This is a genomic window from Mesorhizobium sp. B2-5-3, from assembly GCF_006441005.1.
Lineage (GTDB): Bacteria > Pseudomonadota > Alphaproteobacteria > Rhizobiales > Rhizobiaceae > Mesorhizobium.
In genome coordinates, this window is sequence record NZ_VFUS01000009.1 from 78,190 (window position 1) to 98,489 (window position 20,300).

Consider the following 20,300-nt stretch of genomic DNA (forward strand, 5'->3'; position numbering starts at 1 on the left):
CAGGATCATCTCAATCTCAGAACGCCTTGGGACAGGTGAACTCGGAAAGGGCAGGGAGCAGGAAGGGGTTGGTGCCGGACCCTGTCTGGATCGTGTAGGTGACGTCGCGCCCGCCGATCACGAAGTGGGCCTGCATGCTGCCCTCGTTGCCCGTGATAGCCGCCTTGTTCAGAAGCCGCGTCAAGGCCCACGGCCCTTCGAACGTGATGGCGGACTGGCGCCCTGGCATTTCTGGTGTCAGGCTGAGGCTCGCGGATGGGGTAGCCGTACCGGTCGGCCAAGTCACCGTGCTCGGCCCATTTCCGGTCTGGTTGCTCTGAACGGTCTGGCCATCGACATCAAGTACGGCCATGTCGGCATCGCCATGCAGCGAGAAGGGTATGAAGGTGACGCTGACGGAGGGTACTGAAGCGCCCGATGGAAAAAAGGCAATGCGGATTTCCGCAGCCAACTGGAAGTCCTTCAAGGTCGATTTCGACAAGTTGCGTCCAAAGCGCGTATCCTGTTTCCAACGCCAGTCCTGGCCGGTCATGTCGGTCAGCGAGGCCAGATTTTGTGCAAAGAACCGGTCCATCAGTCCGCCTGGGGCGAACAGCTTCGCGAAATCGGCCATGGCGACGTCCTCGGTGCTGCTCCCGTCGAAGGGGTAACGGCCGTTGATCGCTGCCTCGCAGGGGGCTGTGACCGTCTGGTCGAGTATCTGGTTCAAGTTTGTCACCGAGGTTTCGGCGACGTTACCTTCGAACTCATCTGCCGTCGTGTTGACCATCCGGCCGAGTTGCTTGGGCAGACGCGAGACATTGGCGCGAAGGGTGGCAATCTGTAGCTGCAGATTACCGTTGAGCCGCTCCACCTGCGAAGGAACTTCGGTGGCCAGTCGCAGGCTTTGATAGATGTCGCTGAAGTTCTGGGTTAGTGCGTCGATCGGGCGATGTCCGGCGGGCCCGTTCACCAGGACCTGGAATGATTTGAATCGCGCTTCAATGTTCGCGCCCGGATTCAAGTTCTGTACGTCAGCGGGCTGTGCGCCGGCGCGGATTTGCGATTTGCCGTTGGCTATGTGTATGCCGATACGGGCTAAGCCCTTGGCTAATTCTGCGGCGCTGCGTTGCTGGTTTTGAGCCGCGGATTCTGTCTCGGCGCCAGGACCGTCACCTAGGTCCCGTGTCAGCGCCGTCTCGTTGGCGATCGCCGAAAACAGCCGCTTTATCGGCGAACTGGGGGAGGCAGCGGCTGAAAGCGCGGTATAGTGCGGCTTGTCTGTCAGCATCGCCTTGAATTTCAACTGGTCGAGAACGCTGTTCCACGCCGCGGCGAACGCCTTGCCGTAGCGATCGAGAAGTTCGGGGCCGAGCCTGAGCAATTGCTGATCGATGTCGCCTTGCTCTCCGCCACCACCGAGAACCCACTGCTCGTCGACGAGCATCTGCGCAATGCGCGAGAGTTGGGCAAGGTAGAACCTGTTGAAGCCGGCATTAGTGTAGAGACCGGGAACACGAAGGTCCGCCAGATCGCTGCCATCGATACGTTCGAACAGCAGTTGCGCTTCGGGACCACCTTGCTGGGAAATGGAAAAGTCCTCCAGCGCCGCCGCGTAGATCGCCGACTTGATCAAAGCGGTCGCTCGATCGGCAAGGCTCATGCGTTCGAGAGAGCGTTGTGCGGCTTCAACAAGGGGCTGGTTCAGTTCGAAAACGGGGTCATAGGCGTCGTCCAAGGCGAGCATGGCGCGCAGGTGCTTTTCGAGGTGCGCTCGTCCCTCGCGGTTGTTTTCGCCCGGGTATCGGTTCTGTTCCCAATCCTGCTTCATCCAGGAAACGATCAGCGCGTCATCGACCTTCGGCGCCTTGCCACCAAGCATGAGGTAGATTTTCAACGGCTCGTAGAGTGCGGCGGGATCGCCCATCTTGGCTTGGATCGTTCGCTCGGCCTGGATCAGCAGGCGCGAGCGCAACATGCGTTCCAGGCCTTTCCGATAAGCGGTCCGGGACGCGGAAAGAAGCCTTTCCCGCTGACTGAGGCCGAACGTCTCCCCGATCGGTGTCGCTAGCTCAGCGGCTTCGAACCCGGCCGGCAGGTCGCGCAACTGGTCGAGCGGGCCGATGACGTTTTCAAGGTCCACATCGGTAACCGTGGCCGCCTTGAGCAGCGTTTCCGCCGTCGCGCGATACTGGCCCATGGCAACCGTTGCGGACGCGATCAGCGAGCGGTTGGCCGCGAAGCTCAGAGCGAGCGTACCGAGTGCGGCAGCAGCGATCAGCGCTATCGTACCGAGGCCGCCAAATCTGGCCACCGCCGCCCGCCTCGCAGCTGATTTGTCATACGAAACCCATCCCGATTCGGCAAAAATGACGTCCGTCAGCAGATCATGCAAAAAGAAGCTTTTGCCGGTTCCGGAAAGATGCGGGCGGGAATTGCCCCCGAAATTGCGGCCGATTGCGCCCAGCACCTGATCGATGGGCGTTCCCTCTTGCGTGCCTGACGAAAAATAGAGTCCACGCAGGCTGGCGTTCACCTGGCTGCGGGACGGGTCGAATAGACCGGCGACAAAACTGGTTATGCGCCCCCTCAGCGCGCCGAACTGAGCCGGAAAGCCGAAGATGGAGATGCGCGTGACCGGATCAGCCTCTTCCTGGAGGCGGTCGGCCATCTCGTCCGCGAGTCGTTCCGCCAGCCCATCGAGTTCGGCAGGAGCCGCGGCGGCCATGTTCCTATCGCGCTCCGCCGTCTGGAATGTCGTGCCCCATACCTTGCGTCTGCGCGCCTCGTCGAAACCGCCGAAATAATCCGTGAACCCTGAAACCAGATCGGCCTTGGTGAAAAGCAGATAGACGGGAAACTGGATCTTCAGCGTCTCGTGAATTTCTCTCAGGCGGCTGCGTATCTCGACGATGTGGGCATCAAGCTGCTGATCATCGAAGCTCATCACATCGGCAAGGCTGATGGCCAGGATGACGCCGTTTATCGGTTGTCTGGTGCGGTACCTCTTGAGCAGTGACAGGAATGCGAGCCAGCTCTTCTTGTCAATCTCGGGATTGGAGTCCTGCGTCGTATAACGACCTGCGGTGTCGATCAGCACGGCCTGATCGGTAAACCACCAGTCGCAGGCACGTGTTCCGCCAACACCGGCCACCGGTTGGGCGTCCCCCGAACCGGCAAGCGGAAAATTCAGGCCTGAATTGACCAGAGCCGTTGTCTTGCCGGCACCCGGCGGGCCGATGACAACGTACCAGGGGATCTCATAGAGAAAGTTGCGCTTGCCGCTCGACCGTTTGAGCGCCGCCACGGCCTCATTCATCCGCGCTTCGAGCACCCGAGAATCGTCATCGCAGTCGTCATTGTGCGCAACGACGGCTTCGAGCGCTTTTTGCGCCTTCCTCGCTTTCCAGAAACGCAGCGCGTAAAAAAGCGCCAGCAGCGCGAGGATCACACCAATGATCGTCGCGCGCAGCCACCCAGGTCCGAGCGGCCGGATGTCGGCGAAGCGGATCAATGGCCCGCCAAACCACACTGCCGCGGCGAAGCCGGCCAGCGCGATCACGCTGAATATCCGCAACAGCCAACGCGTCATGGGTGGTTCCAGCGGGCCGTGCTCACAGTGTTTCCTCCCTGGGGATCATCACATCGACACGGCGGTTCTTGGCGCGGCCATCCGGTGTCGCATTGTCGGCGATTGGCTCGTCCTCGCCCTTGCCCTCGACCGTCAGTCGCGAGGGATCGCTGAATTTCACTGCCATCAACACTTCGACTGCCTTCGCCCGGGCGACGGAAAGGTCGAAGTTGGATTTGAACGCGCTCGACTTTCGTGGTTTCACATTGTCCGTGTGGCCGACGATCCGGATTGGTCCAGGCTCGTGTTCCAGAGCCGCGGCGATGTCGGTGGCAATGGGCTGGAATTCCGGCCTCGCCTCGGCCCTGCCGGACTGGAACAGCAGGAGATTGTTGATCTCCACGACGATGAAGTCGCCCTTGGTGCCGATGGTCAGCCCGCCGCCTTCGAGATCCTTGGCCAATGCCGCACGAATACGATCAATCTGCGCGGTGGCCGCTGGTGGGGTGACTTTCGCCGGCTCAGCCAACGGCGCCACGCCGGCGCGTTCTATGACGACTGGTGTTAATGGGTCGAGCGCCAGCAATTCACCCGCGACCGCCTCACCTTCATTGGTGATGAAGACCCGCAACGCGAAGAACGTCGCTGTCAGCAACGCGGTCGCCGCTGCCGCGACGACCCAAAGCGGCAGGGGGGCGGAGGACTGCGCCATCGCCGCCGCTAGGCCCTGCCAATGCGGCGAGATGTCTCCACCGGAACGCGGCCTGAAATAGCGAAGCGTCTCGTAAACGTCGCGACGAACGCGTTCGAGATTGTTGTCTTGTCGCGTCACGCCTCGATACTGGCCTTCGAAACCCAGCGACAGGCAGGCATGCATCAGTTCGAGCAGATCGTAGTGTTTTTCGGGACTGGCCAGGATCTTGTTCAGCGCTTCGTAGAAGCCGGTGCCGGTGGGCTCGAGGTGAAAGAATTGCCGCAGCATCCCGTGTGGCGCCCAGGCGTCATTCCTGGGCCAGGGCAGGTTACCGATGAGATCGTCGGCGGTTTCGCAGAGGGCGAATTTCGCAATCCGGGCATCCTCTTCGGCAACGCCTGACTTCTCAACTATCCGGTCGAATTTCTCAATCGCCTCGGTGATATGTTGCGCCAATGGCGCCGCCTGTCTTTCAACGGGCAAGAGCCTGAGCTGTCCGAGCAGCATCAGCAAAGGTGCCGCCGCGGCGAGAATGGGGTTTGCCGCGGCGTATTTGATGCCGCTCCCGGCGTTGAATAGGCTTTCCTGCTCGATGCCTGTCCTCGGCGCAGTCCCAGCAGAGCCTGTCGGCGCACCAACATCGCCGGGGCCACCTTGATAAATCATGGTTCCGGATGCCCAGCCTGGCGACCGCCCGCCGCCTGGATCGAACACCGTCGAATCCTTGATTGGAGAGGACTGGCCTCTGTCCGCGACGGGCAGCTCGGGAATTAGCGTCGATTTTTGCTTGCTCCGCGGATTTGCGCGAATGACCGTCTTGCCCGCCGGGCCGAAGGGGTCGTCCTTCGAACTCATCGCAGATCGTCCGTGCAGGCGGGGCGCCGGCGATGGGGTGAGATGGGCGCAGAACGGTTTCCGGCCAGGTAAAGGAAAGGCAGCCGCTGCCGGCCGTGGCAATGGCTAGAAGATGCTATCACGCAGTGACATGACATTTGCCGCAGACCCTCAGCTCAATGAGTCTTACCCGCTTGGCGAACTGTCTTATGCGATCGTAATCTCAGAAATCGTCGATTGGAACCGGACGCCGGGCGTCAGCGAGACTTTTCTTCGCCGACTGCCGTGCCATGCATTTTTGGCCATATGCTTTTTGGCCATACGTTTCCCGGGGCCGTGCCTTCCTGGGACCTCCTATTTCTGCTTGCCGGCCTTGGCGTAGGCCTCGCTGAAATAGGCCAGGAATATATCAAGCATGCCGTTTTCATGTGCCTCCTCCATGGTCCGCCATGTCGCGACATAGACGTCCCAGGCTTGGCTCTTCTTCTTCGTAAACGAGGTAGGCGGGAGTTTCCTGCCGATCGCCTCGGGCGACAGGTCGTCAAGCAGCCGGGAGAGCGCGGTTTGCATCGCGGTATAAGTGGCAAACTCGTGAGTCTTGAGATCGCGGAATGCATCTTCGATGCTGCGCCTGGCATCAAGATAGCCGGTCCTGCGCCGGGCGAACATGATTTCCAGGATGTCGTCGGTTCCTGGAACGAACTTCATCGGATTGTTGTCGGCGGCGCTGATCATCGTTCGCTGTGTGCTTTTGGCCAACATTTTCGCGGCCGCGCGTGCTTTCAGCAGCAGGGTCAGCTCCTCGACCACGTCCCGCAAGACCGCGCCGATTTCGGCGGCAACCTCATGGGGGTCGCGCGATTGAAGCAATTCCGGCGAAATGCCGGCTGCGATCGCGATCTCCCGCAGCACCTCATCCCTGGTTGAGGGCAGGGCAGGCGACGAGAATGTCGGCGCGGAAATGCGCTGTGCGGACCGTTGCTGCGCGGGCTCGAAGAAAGGCCCATCTCCGAATTCCAGCGGCCGGCCTGTCGCGACCGGCGTTTCCCGCTGTGTCGAATCGCGGCTGGGGTGGTCTGCCGTGGCGCGCTCTTCTTCGACCGATACCAAGACGACATAGCGGCCGATCAGCATCCGGTCGCCATCGACCAACCGATGCGGGCCGCTCATGCGCTGGCTCGATCCATTGATGAAGGTCCCGTTGCGCGAGATGTCGTGCAGCCAGAACGCGCCCGCCTCGTATCGAACCTCGCAGTGCCGACCCGAGATGAACTTGTCGGGGTCGGGCAAGGTCCAGTCACAAGCATCGCGCCCGATTTCGAAGCCGCTATCACGCGCCACGTAGATGGTCGAGGTGCCAGCGAGCAGGGCGTCGACATTGTTGATCCGCAGACTGATGTACATCCAAGATCGCCGTCGATCGTTGATCGATACTCCAACATTCTAGCAGCTTGCAGGCAAAACAGGACAGCGGCGTTTCAAGCCGACGAGTCGACGGATAAGATTCTGTCGCCCGCCTGTCCTCTTTGGTCAGCGGGAAAACATGTGGTAGGCTAAACATGGCCTGGCGTGGCGGATTTGGAAAGTTCCTGAACGTAACACCGCTAATGACACCGTTGATATAGCGGGAACTTCAAATCCATCACATTGGCGGCCGCGTCCAGGAGGGGGCTCGACCCATGCCGAATGAACGTGCCACCGTTGTCCGCACACCGGTTGGCTCCGACTTGCTGACCTTCACGCATCTTGTCGGACGCGATGAGATCAGCCGTTGCTTTGCCTACACGGTCGGGTTCGTGAGCACAGACTCCGATATCGACCCGTTGAAGATGCTGGGCGGGCCTGTCTCGATCGAAGGTGAATCCGATCCAAAGCGCTGGCTCAGTGGAATCGTGTCGGAGTTTCGGCTCACCCGCATGGAGGACCGGCTAGCCTACTACGAGGCCGTCATGAGGCCGTGGCTCTGGTTTCTCGGCAACACCACAGATTGCTATATTTTCCAGAACAAGAGCGTCGTCGACATCGTCAAGGATGTCTTCAAGAAATACGGCATCTCCGAATTCGATCTACGCCTGCAAGGGTCCTATCCGGCGCGTGAATATTGCGTGCAATACGACGAGACCGATCTGGACTTTGTGCAGCGGCTGCTGGAGCACGAAGGTATCTTCTATTTCTTCGAGCACGATGACGGCAAGCATACGCTTGTCCTGGCTGACGCGATGAGCAAGCTGAAGCCTGCGCCGGGCTACGAGAAAGTGCTCTATAACTTTGAAGGTCAGGGCTCCCGGCGCGACGTCGAATACATCACCGAATGGATACCGGGCAGCTCGGTGCGCCCAGGCGCCTATGCCCACACCGATTATGATTTCAAGAAGCCGGGCGCCGACCTTATGGCCAAGTCGGCCCAGCCGTTCAGTCACAAATTGTCCGCGGGTGAGAACTACCGCCAGCCGGGCGCGCATCTCGAAGTAAGCCGGGGCGACAGCCTGGCTTCGATCCGGCGCGAGGAGATCCAGGCCTTGCACCAGCGCATCGCCGCGGCCGGCACCGTGCGCGGCTTGTATTCCGGCTGCACGTTCAAGCTGGACGGTTTTCCGCGCGAAGACCAGAACCAGGAATATCTGGTGGTCAGCGCCGAATACAGGCTGTTTGACCCCGGCTATAGAGCCCAGGCCGACGTCGAAAGCGAGAGTTTCAAAGTGGTCCTCGGTGTGGCGCCGACAGCCTTGCCCTATCGCCCGCCGCGGACCACGCCACGACCGATCATGCGCGGCCCGCAGACGGCGACGGTGGTCGGTCCATCCGGCGAGGAGATATTCACCGACAAATATGCGCGGGTGAAGGTCCAGTTTCATTGGGACCGCGTCGGCAAGAAGGACCAGAACAGTTCCTGTTTCGTACGGGTGTCGCAGAGTTGGGCCGGCAGTGGCTGGGGGTTCATCCAGATACCGCGCATCGGCCAGGAGGTCATCGTCGACTTCATCGAAGGCGACCCGGACCTGCCGATCATCACCGGCCGGGTCTACAATGCCTCGCAGATGCCGCCCTACGGCCTGCCTGGCAACGCCACACAATCGGGCTGGAAGTCGGATTCTTCCAAAGGCGGTGGCGGCTACAACGAACTGATGTTCGAGGATAAGGCCGGCTCCGAACTGGTCAATTTCCAGGCGCAGAAGGATCACAACCTTCTGATCAAGCATGACCGCACAAAGCTGGTCCAGCACGATCAGTCCGACCGCATTGACCACGACGCCAAACACTCCGTCGGCCACAACCTCGACGAGGACGTCGGCAACAACAAGACGGTCAAGATCGGCGTCGACCAGACCACCAACATCGGCTCGAACGATACCGAAACGGTGGGCGCCAACCGTTCGCTGACGGTCATGGCCAACGAGGCCATCCATATCGTGTCGAACTCGACGGAGAACATCGACGCCAATCATTCTCAGACCGTGGGGATTGTCCAGACCGTTACCGTGAAGGCGGCGCGTTTCGACACCGTCGGCGCCGCGGAGACCCGCTCTGTCGGCGGGGCACAGATGAACACCATCGGTGTTACACGGTCGGTCACTGTCGGCGCGGCGCAGAGCCACGATATCGGCGCGTCGGATAGCTGGGACATCGCGGCGGCGCAGAGCGTCAATGTTGGCGCCGACCAGAGTTTCGCTGTTGGCGGCGCACAGTCTTCCCAGATAGGCAAGGCACGAGCAGCCAAGATCGGCGCAGATGATGCCACTGACATCGGTGGAGCGCATGCCCTCAAGGTCGGCAAGGGCAGCGGTATCGAGATTGCCGAAGACAGTTTGATCAAGGTGGGCAAGAATTTGGTGATCGAAGCCGGCGACTCCATCACGCTCAAATGCGGCGACGCGTCGATCACGATGAAAAAGGACGGTACTATTGTTGCCGACGGCAAGGACATTACGATCAAGGGCAGTGGCAAGATCAACATTAAGGCCGGTGGCGACGTGGTCGTCAAAGGAAGCAACATCCACAACAATTGAGGGCATCATCATGCAAGTGCTGGATCGTATCGACGGCGTCGTGATCGGCCTGCTGATTGGTTTCGCAGACGGGGCGCCGCTAGTTGTCTTCGTTGGCAATCCACGCGAGACAGCAATTGCGGCGCGCAGTCTGACCGAGCTGGACACTTCGTCGATCGGGTCGGAACTGGCGTTGCTTTTTGAAGGTGGCGACCCGATGCGGCCGCTGGTCGTCGGACGTATCGTCGATCCAGCTCACAAGGAGAGGAAACTGTCAGTTGTCCGCGAAGGCGACCGTGTCGTCATCAGCGGAGAAGAACGGATAGAACTGCGCTGCGGCCTGGCATCGATTATCCTAGAGAAGGATGGGCGCATCACAATTCGCGGCAACCAACTGACGAGCCACGCAAGCGGCACCAACCGCATCCGTGGCGGAGCCATCCATCTCAACTGAGGCGTTCACGATGCAGCGGATCGCGTCTATCGCTGCCATGGTGGACCAGCACGCCAGCGACGCGGCTTTCCTCTGGTCCCGTCGACGACGTGAAATCGATGGTCCGATCCTGGGCGAAACCGATATCGGCCGTATCGACCAGCGCCTGAATGCAAATCTCGAAGGGCTAATGGCTTCCGGAAAGGCCGGCTGGGAGGCGGCTCAGGCGCATTTCGCCGACTACGCCGAGCCCGGCGAGCTTTTCGTGCTCTGCGTGCTGGCGTTGCATTGGGGCGAGGCCGAAACAGTTACCTCGGTGGTCGACGCCGCGGGAACGCTGGGCGAGGATGGCGCGTCGGGCCTGTCCGGCGCGATAGCGCGTACGCCGCGCGAAAATCTGAGTTCGTTCGTGGCGGAATGGCTGGACGCGCGCGATGCGCGGCTGCGCGGCCTCGGCCTCGCGGCACTCTGGCATCATCGCGTCGATCCCGGTACCCGCCTTGGCGATTTGCTGGGCGATCCGGACTCGAATATTCGCAGGCGTGCATTTCGGCTTGCCGGCGGGCTCAAGCGGCGCGACGTCCTTCTGACGGTGCTGGACGGACTCGACGGCCACACGTCGAAGGAACGCCTGATCGCCGCACTTGCGGCTTGCCTTCTTGGTCAAGCGCGCTTGGCTCACCCGGTGCTTGACCAGATCGTACTGGCAGAGCCGGCCCTCGCGCCTGCAGCGATCGAGATGCGCCTTTTGACGACGCCCCTGAAGGCCGGCAAGGGCTGGCTGCAGGACCGTCTGAAGCAGCCTGCCTTGCGCGCCACTGCGACAGCGGCAATCGGCCTCTTTGGCGACCGGTCGGTCATGCCGTGGCTGATCGCCAAGATGCGTGAGCCAGAGCTTGTCTTCGCCGCCGGGCTGGCGTTGCGCGATCTGTTCGAGGTAGATCTCAATGATACCGACCTGTTCACGACAGACGCGGCCGCGCTCGGCAAGGAATTTGAATCCCTGACCGCCAGCCCGCTTCCGGTCGCCGATCGCGTGTCCGCGTGGTGGGACGGGGGACGCGGCGGGAGCAATCACGAGACCTTCCATTCGATGCGCAGGCTTCGGCTGGACGCAATACGCGCCGCACTCGCCAATCCGGATACACCCCTAATCGATTGGCGCCGGACGCGCCGGTTCCCGGCCTGGATGTGAACGAACAACGCGCGAGTTCAGCGGTCGGCCCCAGGGCATAGTCGTTCACAAAACGTCAGCCGCCACCATCAGCGCCATCGCCCCTTCGGTAGCGCCGTTGCCGGTGGTCTTCTGCTTGATCCCGTGGCGCTTGGCAGCGCCCTCAGCCTCTCTTGACCGTGCTGTATCGCTCGACAGGCCGCCTCTGTCGTCGAGGCGCTCCCAGGCAGAATGTGGCCCATAGCGCTTCCTTTGACTAAGGATGCACCATCAAAGCCTGGGATCAAAAATATAGCTGTTCGTTCAGGCGCATAGAGGATGGTCCTCCTCGGGTATGCAGGGGAGCAAGTGATGGCACCTCCTGGAACAATAATTCACCTTTCGCGCCAAAAATTTGTTATTATTGTTATGATATAGGCCCTCTGGGCGGTGTTGGGGGACATGACCGACTCTTTTCCATTGGTGCGCGCTGCGGAAGCCGAGGATTTGGCGGCGCTGGATCACGCGGTCTTTGCCGGCGGCTGTTTCGACAACGCCAAGACCTCGGCCGCCGCGTTGTCGAAAGATATACTGAAGCTCTATTACGCGCAGTGGGACAGTTTCCTGCCCGACGTCAAGCTGGCCCGGTTGACCGCCCTTTCGGCTCATAGGGAAAACCTCAAGGATCTGTTGAGCGCAGACTCCGCCCTCACGTGGTTGGTGACGGCAATCGTGTGCAAAACCGAACTGATGCGCTGCAATGACGAACCAGCGCCCGCTTGCGACAACAAGGCCGTCGACGGCTCGCCGGTTATGATGGTGAGCGACACGGGCAGTTGGGCGTGGCTGCGAATGCTGCGGACGGCGCGGTTCACCGCGACATCACTCGCGGATGTCTACAGCCTGCGGGTAGGGGCAGTAGGCTATTACGGGGACTTGACGCTCAAGGCGTCAAGTATCGACTACCCCTACAATTTGCAAATGTTCAAGAAGTTCTCCTGTCCGGCGCAGATATGACGACAGGTTTTTTCGGCAAGATCCCCTCGACAGGTGACTTTATCACCTGGAATTTGCCGCGCGTCCTCACCGACCGCTGGGACCGCTGGATGTCGATTGAACTGCGTGACAGGCCCGATACGGGCGAGCTCAATCCGCGCATATGGCGCTTCTCGGTCCGTGCGGGCATCTTTGGCGACCAGCCAAATGCGGGCGTCTGGCGCATGAGCGAAGACAGGGCCGGCCGGCGCTATCCGTTTGCGATCGTTCGACTCGGCCCACCGCCGGAGGCTACCGACCGATGGTTTGATGAAATGGCGCGGCTGATCTCGGGATGCGTCGACGATTTCTGGCCGCCGTCGCGGCTACAGCAGCGCATCGTGGAACTGCCGCCGCCGGGCTATGGCGCGTCGCCGGAACGCATAGCCTTCTGGACGGACGACTGGGAAGTGAGGGAACTGGCTTTTGCCGACATCTACGACCTCGCCGACAATGGTCTGATTGCCATGCGTCAGGCGTCCACGCCAGCCGAGGCCTAAGGCATGCCCTGCACGGTGTTCGCGGAAAACATGGGGTGGTTCCACAAGGGCAGCAACGGCCAGGCGATCGCGCCGGGTGACGTCTGCTTGACGCCGCCCCCGCCACCCGCGGGGCCGGTTCCGGTGCCTTATGTCAACATGGCGTTCGCCAAGGACCTGATCAAGGGAAGCAAGAGCGTCAAAGCGGATGGCGGCAATCCGACGGCACTGGAAAACGTTTCCGAGTGCTCGATGTCCACCGGCAATGAACCGGCGACGCCAGGTCTCGGCGCGGGCGTGGTGACGCACAAGATCAAGGGCAAGGCCAGTTTCACATTGTGGTCGTTCACGGTGAAGGTAGAAGGCAAGGGCGTTTGCCGGCACGGCGATCCTGTGCTGCAGAACACCATGTGCACTCCGCCGAATTGCACGACCCTTGGCGCATTAACGACGCTCAGGGCCGAGTTGGGTGACCTGTACAACACGCCTTGCCCGAAGAACAAACCCTATAGTCAGGCCTGCCGGCCGGGCCGCTCGGCCGAGCAGCGCGACGCGGTCAATGGCAAGCCTTGCTGGGAATGCAAGGGCAAGAGGGCAACCGGCACCGCCCCATTCCATCGGGAAAAGAGGGGGAGGAGGAAGAGCAAGAAGCAATGGACCAAGAATGAGGACGGCTCATGGGAAAAGAAGGAGTATCGCACCCACGACCACCAGCCCCCGCTGAACGAGGCATGGGACAAGGGCGGCTGCCATCTCGGAGTGGAAAAATTCAAGGAGATGATGCGCAAGGCGAAGTTCGCCCGACCGCATTGTGAAGAGCACTACATGAGCCAGGGCTCGAAGGTTAAGGCGAAGGTAGCCAGGAGCAGGAGATGAGAGGCACAATCGATGAACGCGCGATACGACGATCTCCAGGCTGAATATGTCGCCGATCTCCGCAAGATTGTGCCGCCCGTGATGACCTGGTGGAGGGAACGCGCTGGGCGCGGTCCTGAAAAAATGCAGGACGCAAAATCCCTCAACGCGTTCGAACAACGATGGCCGATGGGTCCCGTTGCTCATCCCAGAGTGCTTGAGGTCGTCCGGATCTATTACCTGCGCATCCTCGAACTGAACCGCGAGAACGAAACAAACAAGCAGCCGGACGCTGCGCCGGAGGAGGGCGATTGGGGGTCCGATGACGACTCAGATGACGTCGACTTTGCGCTCCCGGTCGATTTGCTGGTCAACGACCTCAAGACCGCGGCTCCTGATCTCTTTGAGATCATGAGCTTTCTCGTCTTCGTTCCGGTCGGCCTGTCTCCAGGCGGGGAGTATTGCTGACATGGCGTTCAAGGTCGTCCACAACATCGAAAAAGGCGTAAGGCAGCTTTTGAACGCGCCCAACGATCTCGCGGGCCAGGTGCCGGACCAGGGCAAAGCCAAGCCGATTGCCGAAGCGACCGAGCAGCACAGGGAAATGTACGCAGAGTACATCGCCAACTTCGAGGTTGCGTACAAGGTTGCGGACAACTGGTGGCAGGGCAACGTACAGGCTTTGGTTGAGGAGGGTTATGACCACGACGAGGCGGTTGACCTGGCATTCGACAAGCGTCTGGCCGGTCCAGCATCGGCGCCCGAAGTCGTCTGGTTCTTTCGCAACTACTGGCTCGAATTCGACGAGGTCAACCGCTCGTTGCCCGCGGCCGATCGCGTACCCCCGCAGGTCGCGATGCTGCAATGGCTGGTCGAGGAAAAGCACGAGGATTATGTGCAATTGATAACGTGTATGCCGTACTGGCCGATCGGTCTTGACGAGAACGGCAACTGGACGTGACCCATGTCGTTCGATGTCGAGGTCGAGAACCGAACACCATTCAGCGCCATGACCCATGTCCAGCATGACGCGGACGGCCAGGAGGTGCTCGTCGCAATGTTTTCGGCGAGCTTCGAGGCGCCAGAACGGGACGCCAGGCTGGACATTGCGGCGGCTCAGTTGCCCGTGATCCTCGGAGATGTGCCGCGTGGCGTGCCGGGCCTATCGTCAAACCGTTATGACGCCGACATCGCCCCGCGAAAGCCGGCTTCCGAGATCGTCGTCAACGGCACCGCCTATTCGCCGAAGGGCAAGCCGGCGCATGAGATGCAGGTCGGCTTTCGCGTCAACGGCCTGCAGAAGGTGCTACATGTGATCGGGGACCGCATCTACGACGCGGGCGCTTACAGTGAGCCGCACCCTTTCCGAACCATGCCGGTCATTTATGAACGCGCCTTTGGCGGCATGACTACCGCCGCAGCCGATGCCGAAAACCCAGTCGGCATCGGCTTTCGCCATGCTGTCTCGGCCGACCCGTCCGTCAGGACACATGCGCCCAACATCACCTATCCGGACCAGATGTTCCGCGGCCCGCAGGATCGGCCGAGGGCCGCAGGCTTCGGGCCGATTGGCAGGAATTGGCGGCAGCGCCTCCAATATGCGGGCACCTACGACCAGGCCTGGATCGACAACCAGTGGCCCTTACCGCCCAAGGATTTCGATCTGCGGCACCACATGAGCACGCCCCCCGACCAGCACCTGCCGCGCATCGTCGGCGGCGAAGACGTGCGGCTCATCGGTCTGACGCCGTCCGGCTGCTGGGATTTCCGGATGCCGCGTGTCATCGCGCCGATCCGCCTGCTCTTCGCCGACCGGGTCGAGGAGCGCGAGTTTGTGGCCGACACGGCCATCATCGAGCCGGACCTCTGGCGCATCACCCTGAAATCGCGCATCGCGCTCCTCACCCGCCGCAACGCGCCAGCGCTGCGTGCAATCGTTTTCGGCCAAGTCACGCCCGCGCTGCTCGCGGCGAAGCGCAAGCGCAAGCAGTATTTCAGCCACTATGGCGGCAACGGGACATTGCGTGACCGGCCGTTATGGCAACCGTGAAGGCGCCGGTCTACCTCGCGGGCGCGGGCGCGGTCACGGCCGCCGGGTTGAACGCGCGCCAGACACTGGCGGCCATTCGCGCTGGCCTGTCGGCATTCAATGAAATCGTGGTCGAGCCATTCCCCGCTACCCAGATCGCCGCACGCGTACCGACGACCTGGAAACTGCGCAAAACCGATGGTGAGTGGCTGGTGAACATGGCCGTTCGGGCCATCATGGAAGCACTCCGTTCGGGGCCGTTCGCGGCGGCGGCGACGGCGCTCGTCATTTCGCCGCCTGAGAGCTTTCGCAGCCATCCGGCTTTTGCGACCGTACCGTTTGTCGATTTTCTGCCTGCCGTGATGCTAGGTTGCGGCGGCAGCTTCCATCCGGCGTCGATCGCGGTGGATGGCGGCGCGGCGGCCAGTGTCAGCCTGCTTGAACGCGCGTCAGACTTGTTCAGCAGGCCGGGTGTCGAACAGATCATCCTGGGCGGGGTCGACAGTTTCCTCAACGACGTCGACCTGGACCGACTGCGGCAAAGCGGGCGCCTGAAGTCGTCGGACGGCGCTCAGGGTCTGGTCCCCGGCGAAGCGGCGGCCTTCGTCAGGCTGACTAGCGCGCCGGAGGGTAATGGCGCAGTTGCTCCCGCTGTCGTCAATATCGGCGTCGCGCGCGAGGAAGACAGTGTCCTCTCCGACCGTTTCAGTCAGGGCCGTGCCATGCTGAGCGCGTTGCGCGCGGCGGTTGCGAGCAACGGGCCGAAGGAATCCGACATTTCCTTTGTCGTCAGCAATTCCAACGGCGAGCGTCATCGCGCACTCGAGCAACTGGTTGTGCACCCGCGCTTCTATCGCACGCTGCGAGAATTGACCCCGACGGCGTATCCGGCGATGACCGTCGGCGAGGTTGGTGCTGCGGCAGGTGCGCTGGCGTTGATGCTGGCGGCGGACGGCATGCGACAAAACTATGCGCCGGGGTCTGCAGCGATGCTCGAGATAGCGTCCGAAACAGGCCTGAGGACGGCAGCCGTGGTCGCGGGAATGCGCCGGCGTTGAGGCCGGAAGGGGCGTGAGCGCCGCCGTTGGCGGAAGAGGGCTGAGACAGATGTCACGTCGCCTGGCGCAATGCCCTTGCCACCACTTCCCCTATGAAAGAAGCCCATGCTCTCAGCGAAGGCAGTAAAGCCCATCGTCAGACATCCTCGATTGCGGGCTTGGTGGCGCGCAGCTTCGGCAAGGCGTTGTCGGCGAGGTCGTGGATATCAGCGAAGCTAAACTCGATGACGTCGAAGTCATCGCACCAGAACGTTATGGCGGAAGCGTCGCCCGTGCTCGTCTCTCTCAGCAAGGCCAGCGTCTCTGCTAGCTTGGTGGTTGACCAGTTTCCTTCCACAGCGCCGTTAAGGCAGGCGGCGATTTCGTCAAACCATCTGGCGGTAGGCTCCGGTGGCGGTCCAAGCCGCACAATGGCAAAGGGGTATCGGCGCCCGACACGGTCCTCGCTCATGCGCCATGCGCCGGCGCAGGGCAGGTCACCAAAAATACCGGGCTGCATGGTAAAGCGCCAGACACGCGAGTCCAACTCACCTTCATCCGGCCGCGCCAGCAATTCCATCGACATCCAGCGGTCCCAGCGGTCGATAAAAGTCCGCGGCAGGTTCCAAGCGACGAAATCCCCCGTCGCCGGGATCTTGCCGTAGAAGCCGGGCGCGTTCATATCTGCGCGGGACATGTGAACTTCTTGAACATTTCGAGGTTGTAGGGGTTTTCGACGCTGGCGGCCTTGAGCTCGAAATCGGCGTACATGCCTTTCGTGCCCAGGCGCAGACTGTAGACATCCGAAAGCGAGGTTCCGGTGAATCGGCCGCTGCGCAACATCCTCAGCCATGCCCAGCTGCCGGTCTCGTTGAGCATGATTTCGGGCGATCCGTCGATCGGCTGGAAGGCGAGCGAAATGACCCCGGTGCCGTCCTTGCCGGGCCAGGTCATCGGTTGCGGCCGCGTTGCGTTGTTGTAGTAGACGAGGCTCTGGCCATCGAGATTGAGCGTGACGCGCGTGAGGTTGGGAGACAGATCCTTCGGTTCGAGCGTGAAGCTCATCACCGGTCCGGCACCCCCGGGGAAAAGATCGTCGCGGATGTGCCTGGCCTGCTCGAACGCCGCCAGCGCCGAAGGGTCGAGGCCGAAATCGGCGCGCCACTTCCAAGGCTCGCCGGTCGTGTCGACATAATTGATCAGGTGGTCGTTGATGAAACCGTCGATCAGCCCGGCGGGCCCGAACAGGCGGGCGAAATCGCGCACGTTGACGTCGACCGCACTGGCTTCGCTGAAGGGATAGCGATTGTTCAGCGCCGCCTGGCAGAAAGGCAGTATGTCGGCCCGCCAGATGGCGTTGAGTTCCGAAGTGACCGCCTTCTGAGTCAAATTGCTGGTGTCGCCGGCTATCCCGCCCAACCAGCTGTTGATGGGATCTGGCAGGATCTGGGCCTGCCTTGCCACCGCGCCCGTCAGTTCGGCAAGGCCCCCCTGTTTCTTGATGGCGTCCTGTGGATTGGGGTTCGCGGTGACCGTTTGCAGGACGTTCGAAAGCGCGGTCAGTGCGACAACGGCAGCATCCAGCGCCGGTGGCTGGCCGTCGACCTCTGCGATGGTGCTCTTCAGCGGTTTGAAATGTTCGGCCACCAGATTGCCGGTCAGGTCCACCTCACTGGCGGATCCGGCGCGGGGAAGTAGTTTCGCACCCGATGTCGCCAGTTTGCCCAGCTTGCCCAGCTTGCCGAGCAGTTTCGAAGCGCCCTTGGCTGCCGCCTTGTCGTCGGCAGGCGCTTCGTCGGAACGGGTCAGTTCTGTCTCCTGAACGACCGCCGTAAGCAGCCGCTTCAGCGCTGAATCCGCACTTGAGAGGTCTTTCAGGTTTTCGCCGGCGACATTGAGATCGGTCAATGGCGCAAGCCTCATGTCGCGCAGGAAGCTATCCCATTGCGCGATGTAGTCGTCGTAGTAGAGCTTCAGAATATCCTCGGACAGCGCCGAGACGGATGTCTCGGCATTTTCCGAGCAACCGCCGGCGAAAACCGCACGATCGAGCGCCGCCTGGGCGGCGACATCGTCGATGCGGTCGAGAATGACGTCGTGAAAGCCGGAATAGGTGAAAGCGCCCGAAATGCCGACGCGTAATGTCTTGCCCGAACGCCGTGCAAACACTTTGCCGCCGTTTGGGCCGGCGAAATTGGCCGGTATCCACTCCTTCAGCCCGGCCACTGCCGGATCGGCCAACAACTGCTTGTAGCCACGCGCCGGCAACGAAATCGTGCAGACCGTTTTCAGAGCTTCGGCAACCAGGGCCTGGTCCGGCGCGACATAGCTTTCGTCGACCGTCATCCGGTGGATCGCGGCAAGCTGATGCTCTTCGGCGTCGGCTGTCGGAAATGGCGCCGCGGCCGCGAATTCGGGCAGACTGTTCACCCACCAGTTCTGGGCGTAGTCTGGATCCATCTGCGACAGGCCCGTCATCATGCGATAGGTCTTGAGCGCACCGAGCATGAAGTCGGGATCGCGGATCTGGCGCCACATCGTCGCCTCGAGCAGGGCCACCATCCGGGGCTCGAGCACGTTGCGGAGGGCGTGGTCATAAGTGTCGGCCTGTGCCCTGACCAGTTCCGCCGAGGCCGATGGGCCAAGCAGATCGTGGGCAGCGCCCGGCGGTGCAGTCCGGGCATTTGCGACCGCGTCCATCGCCTCGAGCGCGCCGTCCATGGCAGGCCGCTCCACCGATGCCGGGGTTGCGGCAGCGGAGGTCAGCGGCGTTTGCAGCGCTTCGAACTGGCCTGCCTGCGCCGAGATCGCATGGCGGTTGTCAAAATAGGACCAGGTGAACAGCCCGCCGGCCAGCAACGTCGCCGCCGTGCATGCTGCGGCCGCACCCCGCCACATCCAGGCGCGGCGGCGTTGCGCCAGCGGGTCGAATGTACCGAGGCCTGCTTCCTTGAAGATGACTTCAGTGAGAAGGTTCTTCAGGAAGAAGCTGCGTTTCTCGACCCGAGATGCGGGCAGGGCGCGCCGCGGCGGAAGACCGAAGGAGGAAGACAGCGCGGCGGTCAGCCGGTCGATAGGCGCCCCTTCCTGCGTCGCCGATGTCAGGTAGAGGCCGCGCAGCCAGGCAGCCTCCTCATACCGGCTTTCGCCGAACATGGCTTCGACCAGCACCTGAATCGGTTCGGACAAGCTTGTCAGTTGGGCGGGAAACCTGAAGATTTCGGCACGGGCGGCGAGTTTGTCCTCGTCCTCCAGGCGCGTCACCAGGCGCCGCTCGAGTTCGGTCGCCAGCGTCGCGATTTCTCGTTCGATGGTCTTGCCATCCACGCGCGCATCCAGCGCGAACGTCGTCCCCCACACCTGTTCGCGCGAGGCGGTCGACAGGCCGCCGAAGAAGGGCTCGAAGCCCTTGATCAGGTCGGCCTTGGTCAGCATCAGATAGACCGGCAGGCGGATTTCAAGCCGGTCGTTGAGCTCGGCCAACCGGCGGCGGATCTTGCGCCCGTGCGCCTTGATGGCCTCGTCGCCCTCGGAAAGGACGTCGATCGAAAGCGCGACGATCACGCCGTTCAGCGCACGGCGGCCGCGATGTTTCTTCAAGAGGTCGAGGAAACCGAGCCATTCGGCCGCGTCGACATCCGGCTGGCTCTCATGCTGGACATAGCGGCCGGCGGTGTCGATTAGAACCGCGTTTTCGGAAAAGAACCAGTCGCAGTTGCGCGTGCCACCGACCCCCTGCAAGTCGTCTGTGAGGTCGATCGGAAAATTCAGTCCGGACTGCCGCAAGGCGGTGGTCTTGCCGGTGGCCGGCGGCCCGACGATCACATACCAAGGCATCTCGCGCAGGAACTTGCGCCCGCCCAGCTTGCGGCGCCTCAGTTCGGTCATCACCTCGGCGAACTTGGCGCCCACGGCGGCGACGTTCTCTTCGCCTGGGCTGAGCGGCTTTTCCACCGCTGGCGCGGCAATCTCGGCGACGAACATGCGGTTGGCGCGGATCGCCCGGCGCTGGGCAACGATCAGCCAGACCAGCCAGAAGATGACCAGCAGCGCGATGATGACGATGCGCACATTTTCGGAGGCGAAGGGGTCGTAGGGACCAACCCTGACGATCGGACCGAAGATCCAGATAACCAGGGATAGCAGCGTCAGGCCGATCAGCGTCCACAGCCAGCGCGATGTCAGGACCGCCCAGAGGAAGCGCAGGATGAACAT

14 protein-coding genes and 3 pseudogenes are annotated in these 20,300 nt (G+C 61.8%); 10 read left to right on the forward strand and 7 right to left on the reverse strand.

Going from position 1 to position 20,300, the window contains the following annotated elements; genetic code table 11:
* Positions 1-16: 16 nt before the first annotated feature.
* The 4 genes and pseudogenes from tssM (FJ867_RS21345) to FJ867_RS29385 form a co-directional block, all read right to left on the reverse strand.
* Positions 17-3,571 (reverse strand): type VI secretion system membrane subunit TssM, encoded by a 3,555-nt coding sequence (gene tssM / locus FJ867_RS21345; RefSeq protein ID WP_140818510.1) that lies wholly within the window; start codon positions 3,569-3,571, stop codon positions 17-19.
* A gap of 22 nt (positions 3,572-3,593) precedes the next feature.
* On the reverse strand, positions 3,594-4,910 hold the full coding sequence (gene tssL, locus FJ867_RS21350) for a type VI secretion system protein TssL, long form (RefSeq protein WP_318012548.1): 1,317 nt from the start codon (positions 4,908-4,910) through the stop codon (positions 3,594-3,596).
* 522 nt (positions 4,911-5,432) lie between these two features.
* Positions 5,433-6,212 carry a type VI secretion system-associated FHA domain protein TagH gene (tagH, locus tag FJ867_RS21355; protein WP_318012495.1) on the reverse strand — a complete coding sequence of 260 codons (780 nt, stop codon included), beginning with the start codon at positions 6,210-6,212 and terminating at the stop codon, positions 5,433-5,435.
* Positions 6,213-6,482 (reverse strand): annotated as a pseudogene (locus FJ867_RS29385) (FHA domain-containing protein); the annotation flags it as partial.
* Between the two features lie 275 nt (positions 6,483-6,757).
* Between FJ867_RS29385 and tssI the strand changes: the two are divergent.
* The 3 genes from tssI to FJ867_RS21370 are packed head-to-tail and all read left to right on the forward strand — an operon-like array spanning position 6,758 to position 10,692.
* Entirely contained in the window at positions 6,758-9,085 is a 2,328-nt protein-coding gene (tssI, locus tag FJ867_RS21360; RefSeq protein ID WP_140818516.1) for a type VI secretion system tip protein TssI/VgrG, read from the forward strand.
* 7 nt (positions 9,086-9,092) lie between these two features.
* Entirely contained in the window at positions 9,093-9,518 is a 426-nt protein-coding gene (locus FJ867_RS21365; protein WP_140557457.1) for a DUF6484 domain-containing protein, read from the forward strand.
* Between the two features lie 10 nt (positions 9,519-9,528).
* Positions 9,529-10,692, forward strand: a complete 1,164-nt coding sequence (locus FJ867_RS21370; RefSeq protein ID WP_140623904.1) for a hypothetical protein — start codon at positions 9,529-9,531, stop codon at positions 10,690-10,692.
* A gap of 105 nt (positions 10,693-10,797) precedes the next feature.
* Here the strand turns inward: FJ867_RS21370 and FJ867_RS29115 are convergent.
* Positions 10,798-10,913: pseudogene (locus FJ867_RS29115) on the reverse strand (IS481 family transposase); the annotation flags it as partial.
* A gap of 247 nt (positions 10,914-11,160) precedes the next feature.
* Here FJ867_RS29115 and FJ867_RS21380 point away from each other — a divergent pair.
* The 7 genes and pseudogenes from FJ867_RS21380 to FJ867_RS21410 all read left to right on the forward strand — a co-directional run.
* Positions 11,161-11,667 (forward strand): annotated as a pseudogene (locus FJ867_RS21380) (hypothetical protein); the annotation flags it as partial.
* On the forward strand, positions 11,664-12,185 hold the full coding sequence (tagF, locus tag FJ867_RS21385) for a type VI secretion system-associated protein TagF (RefSeq protein ID WP_140818518.1): 522 nt from the start codon (positions 11,664-11,666) through the stop codon (positions 12,183-12,185). The pseudogene FJ867_RS21380 and the gene tagF (FJ867_RS21385), both read left to right, overlap by 4 nt.
* Positions 12,186-12,200: 15 nt before the next feature.
* Positions 12,201-13,040 carry a DUF4150 domain-containing protein gene (locus FJ867_RS21390; RefSeq protein ID WP_210241328.1) on the forward strand — a complete coding sequence of 280 codons (840 nt, stop codon included), beginning with the start codon at positions 12,201-12,203 and terminating at the stop codon, positions 13,038-13,040.
* 12 nt (positions 13,041-13,052) lie between these two features.
* A complete protein-coding gene (locus FJ867_RS21395; RefSeq protein ID WP_140557361.1) occupies positions 13,053-13,487 on the forward strand; it encodes a hypothetical protein in 435 nt (144 codons plus the stop codon).
* A gap of 1 nt (position 13,488) precedes the next feature.
* Positions 13,489-13,980 carry a hypothetical protein gene (locus FJ867_RS21400; protein WP_140557363.1) on the forward strand — a complete coding sequence of 164 codons (492 nt, stop codon included), beginning with the start codon at positions 13,489-13,491 and terminating at the stop codon, positions 13,978-13,980.
* A 3-nt stretch (positions 13,981-13,983) separates the two neighbouring features.
* On the forward strand, positions 13,984-15,069 hold the full coding sequence (locus FJ867_RS21405; protein ID WP_140557364.1) for a DUF2169 domain-containing protein: 1,086 nt from the start codon (positions 13,984-13,986) through the stop codon (positions 15,067-15,069).
* Positions 15,057-16,106, forward strand: a complete 1,050-nt coding sequence (locus tag FJ867_RS21410) for a hypothetical protein (protein WP_140623898.1) — start codon at positions 15,057-15,059, stop codon at positions 16,104-16,106. Before FJ867_RS21405 ends, FJ867_RS21410 begins: the two co-directional genes overlap by 13 nt.
* 136 nt (positions 16,107-16,242) lie before the next feature.
* Here the strand turns inward: FJ867_RS21410 and tagF (FJ867_RS21415) are convergent, their stop codons facing one another.
* Positions 16,243-16,767: a type VI secretion system-associated protein TagF gene (gene tagF / locus FJ867_RS21415; protein WP_181165312.1), complete on the reverse strand. Its 525-nt coding sequence runs from the start codon at positions 16,765-16,767 to the stop codon at positions 16,243-16,245.
* Positions 16,764-20,300, reverse strand: a complete 3,537-nt coding sequence (tssM, locus tag FJ867_RS21420) for a type VI secretion system membrane subunit TssM (RefSeq protein WP_140818522.1) — start codon at positions 20,298-20,300, stop codon at positions 16,764-16,766. Before tssM (FJ867_RS21420) ends, tagF (FJ867_RS21415) begins: the two co-directional genes overlap by 4 nt.

What these genes read in the sequence shown, in the direction of transcription:
- tssM (WP_140818510.1), bottom strand. Translation starts at nt 3,571, where the DNA reads ATGACGCGTTGGCTGTTGCGGATATTCAGCGTGATCGCGCTGGCCGGC.
- tssL (WP_318012548.1), bottom strand. Translation starts at nt 4,910, where the DNA reads ATGATTTATCAAGGTGGCCCCGGCGATGTTGGTGCGCCGACAGGCTCT.
- tagH (WP_318012495.1), bottom strand. Translation starts at nt 6,212, where the DNA reads ATGCTGATCGGCCGCTATGTCGTCTTGGTATCGGTCGAAGAAGAGCGC.
- tssI (WP_140818516.1), top strand. Translation starts at nt 6,758, where the DNA reads ATGCCGAATGAACGTGCCACCGTTGTCCGCACACCGGTTGGCTCCGAC.
- FJ867_RS21370 (WP_140623904.1), top strand. Translation starts at nt 9,529, where the DNA reads ATGCAGCGGATCGCGTCTATCGCTGCCATGGTGGACCAGCACGCCAGC.
- tagF (WP_140818518.1), top strand. Translation starts at nt 11,664, where the DNA reads ATGACGACAGGTTTTTTCGGCAAGATCCCCTCGACAGGTGACTTTATC.
- FJ867_RS21395 (WP_140557361.1), top strand. Translation starts at nt 13,053, where the DNA reads ATGAACGCGCGATACGACGATCTCCAGGCTGAATATGTCGCCGATCTC.
- FJ867_RS21400 (WP_140557363.1), top strand. Translation starts at nt 13,489, where the DNA reads ATGGCGTTCAAGGTCGTCCACAACATCGAAAAAGGCGTAAGGCAGCTT.
- FJ867_RS21405 (WP_140557364.1), top strand. Translation starts at nt 13,984, where the DNA reads ATGTCGTTCGATGTCGAGGTCGAGAACCGAACACCATTCAGCGCCATG.
- FJ867_RS21410 (WP_140623898.1), top strand. Translation starts at nt 15,057, where the DNA reads ATGGCAACCGTGAAGGCGCCGGTCTACCTCGCGGGCGCGGGCGCGGTC.
- tagF (WP_181165312.1), bottom strand. Translation starts at nt 16,767, where the DNA reads ATGAACGCGCCCGGCTTCTACGGCAAGATCCCGGCGACGGGGGATTTC.
- tssM (WP_140818522.1), bottom strand. Translation starts at nt 20,300, where the DNA reads ATGTTCATCCTGCGCTTCCTCTGGGCGGTCCTGACATCGCGCTGGCTG.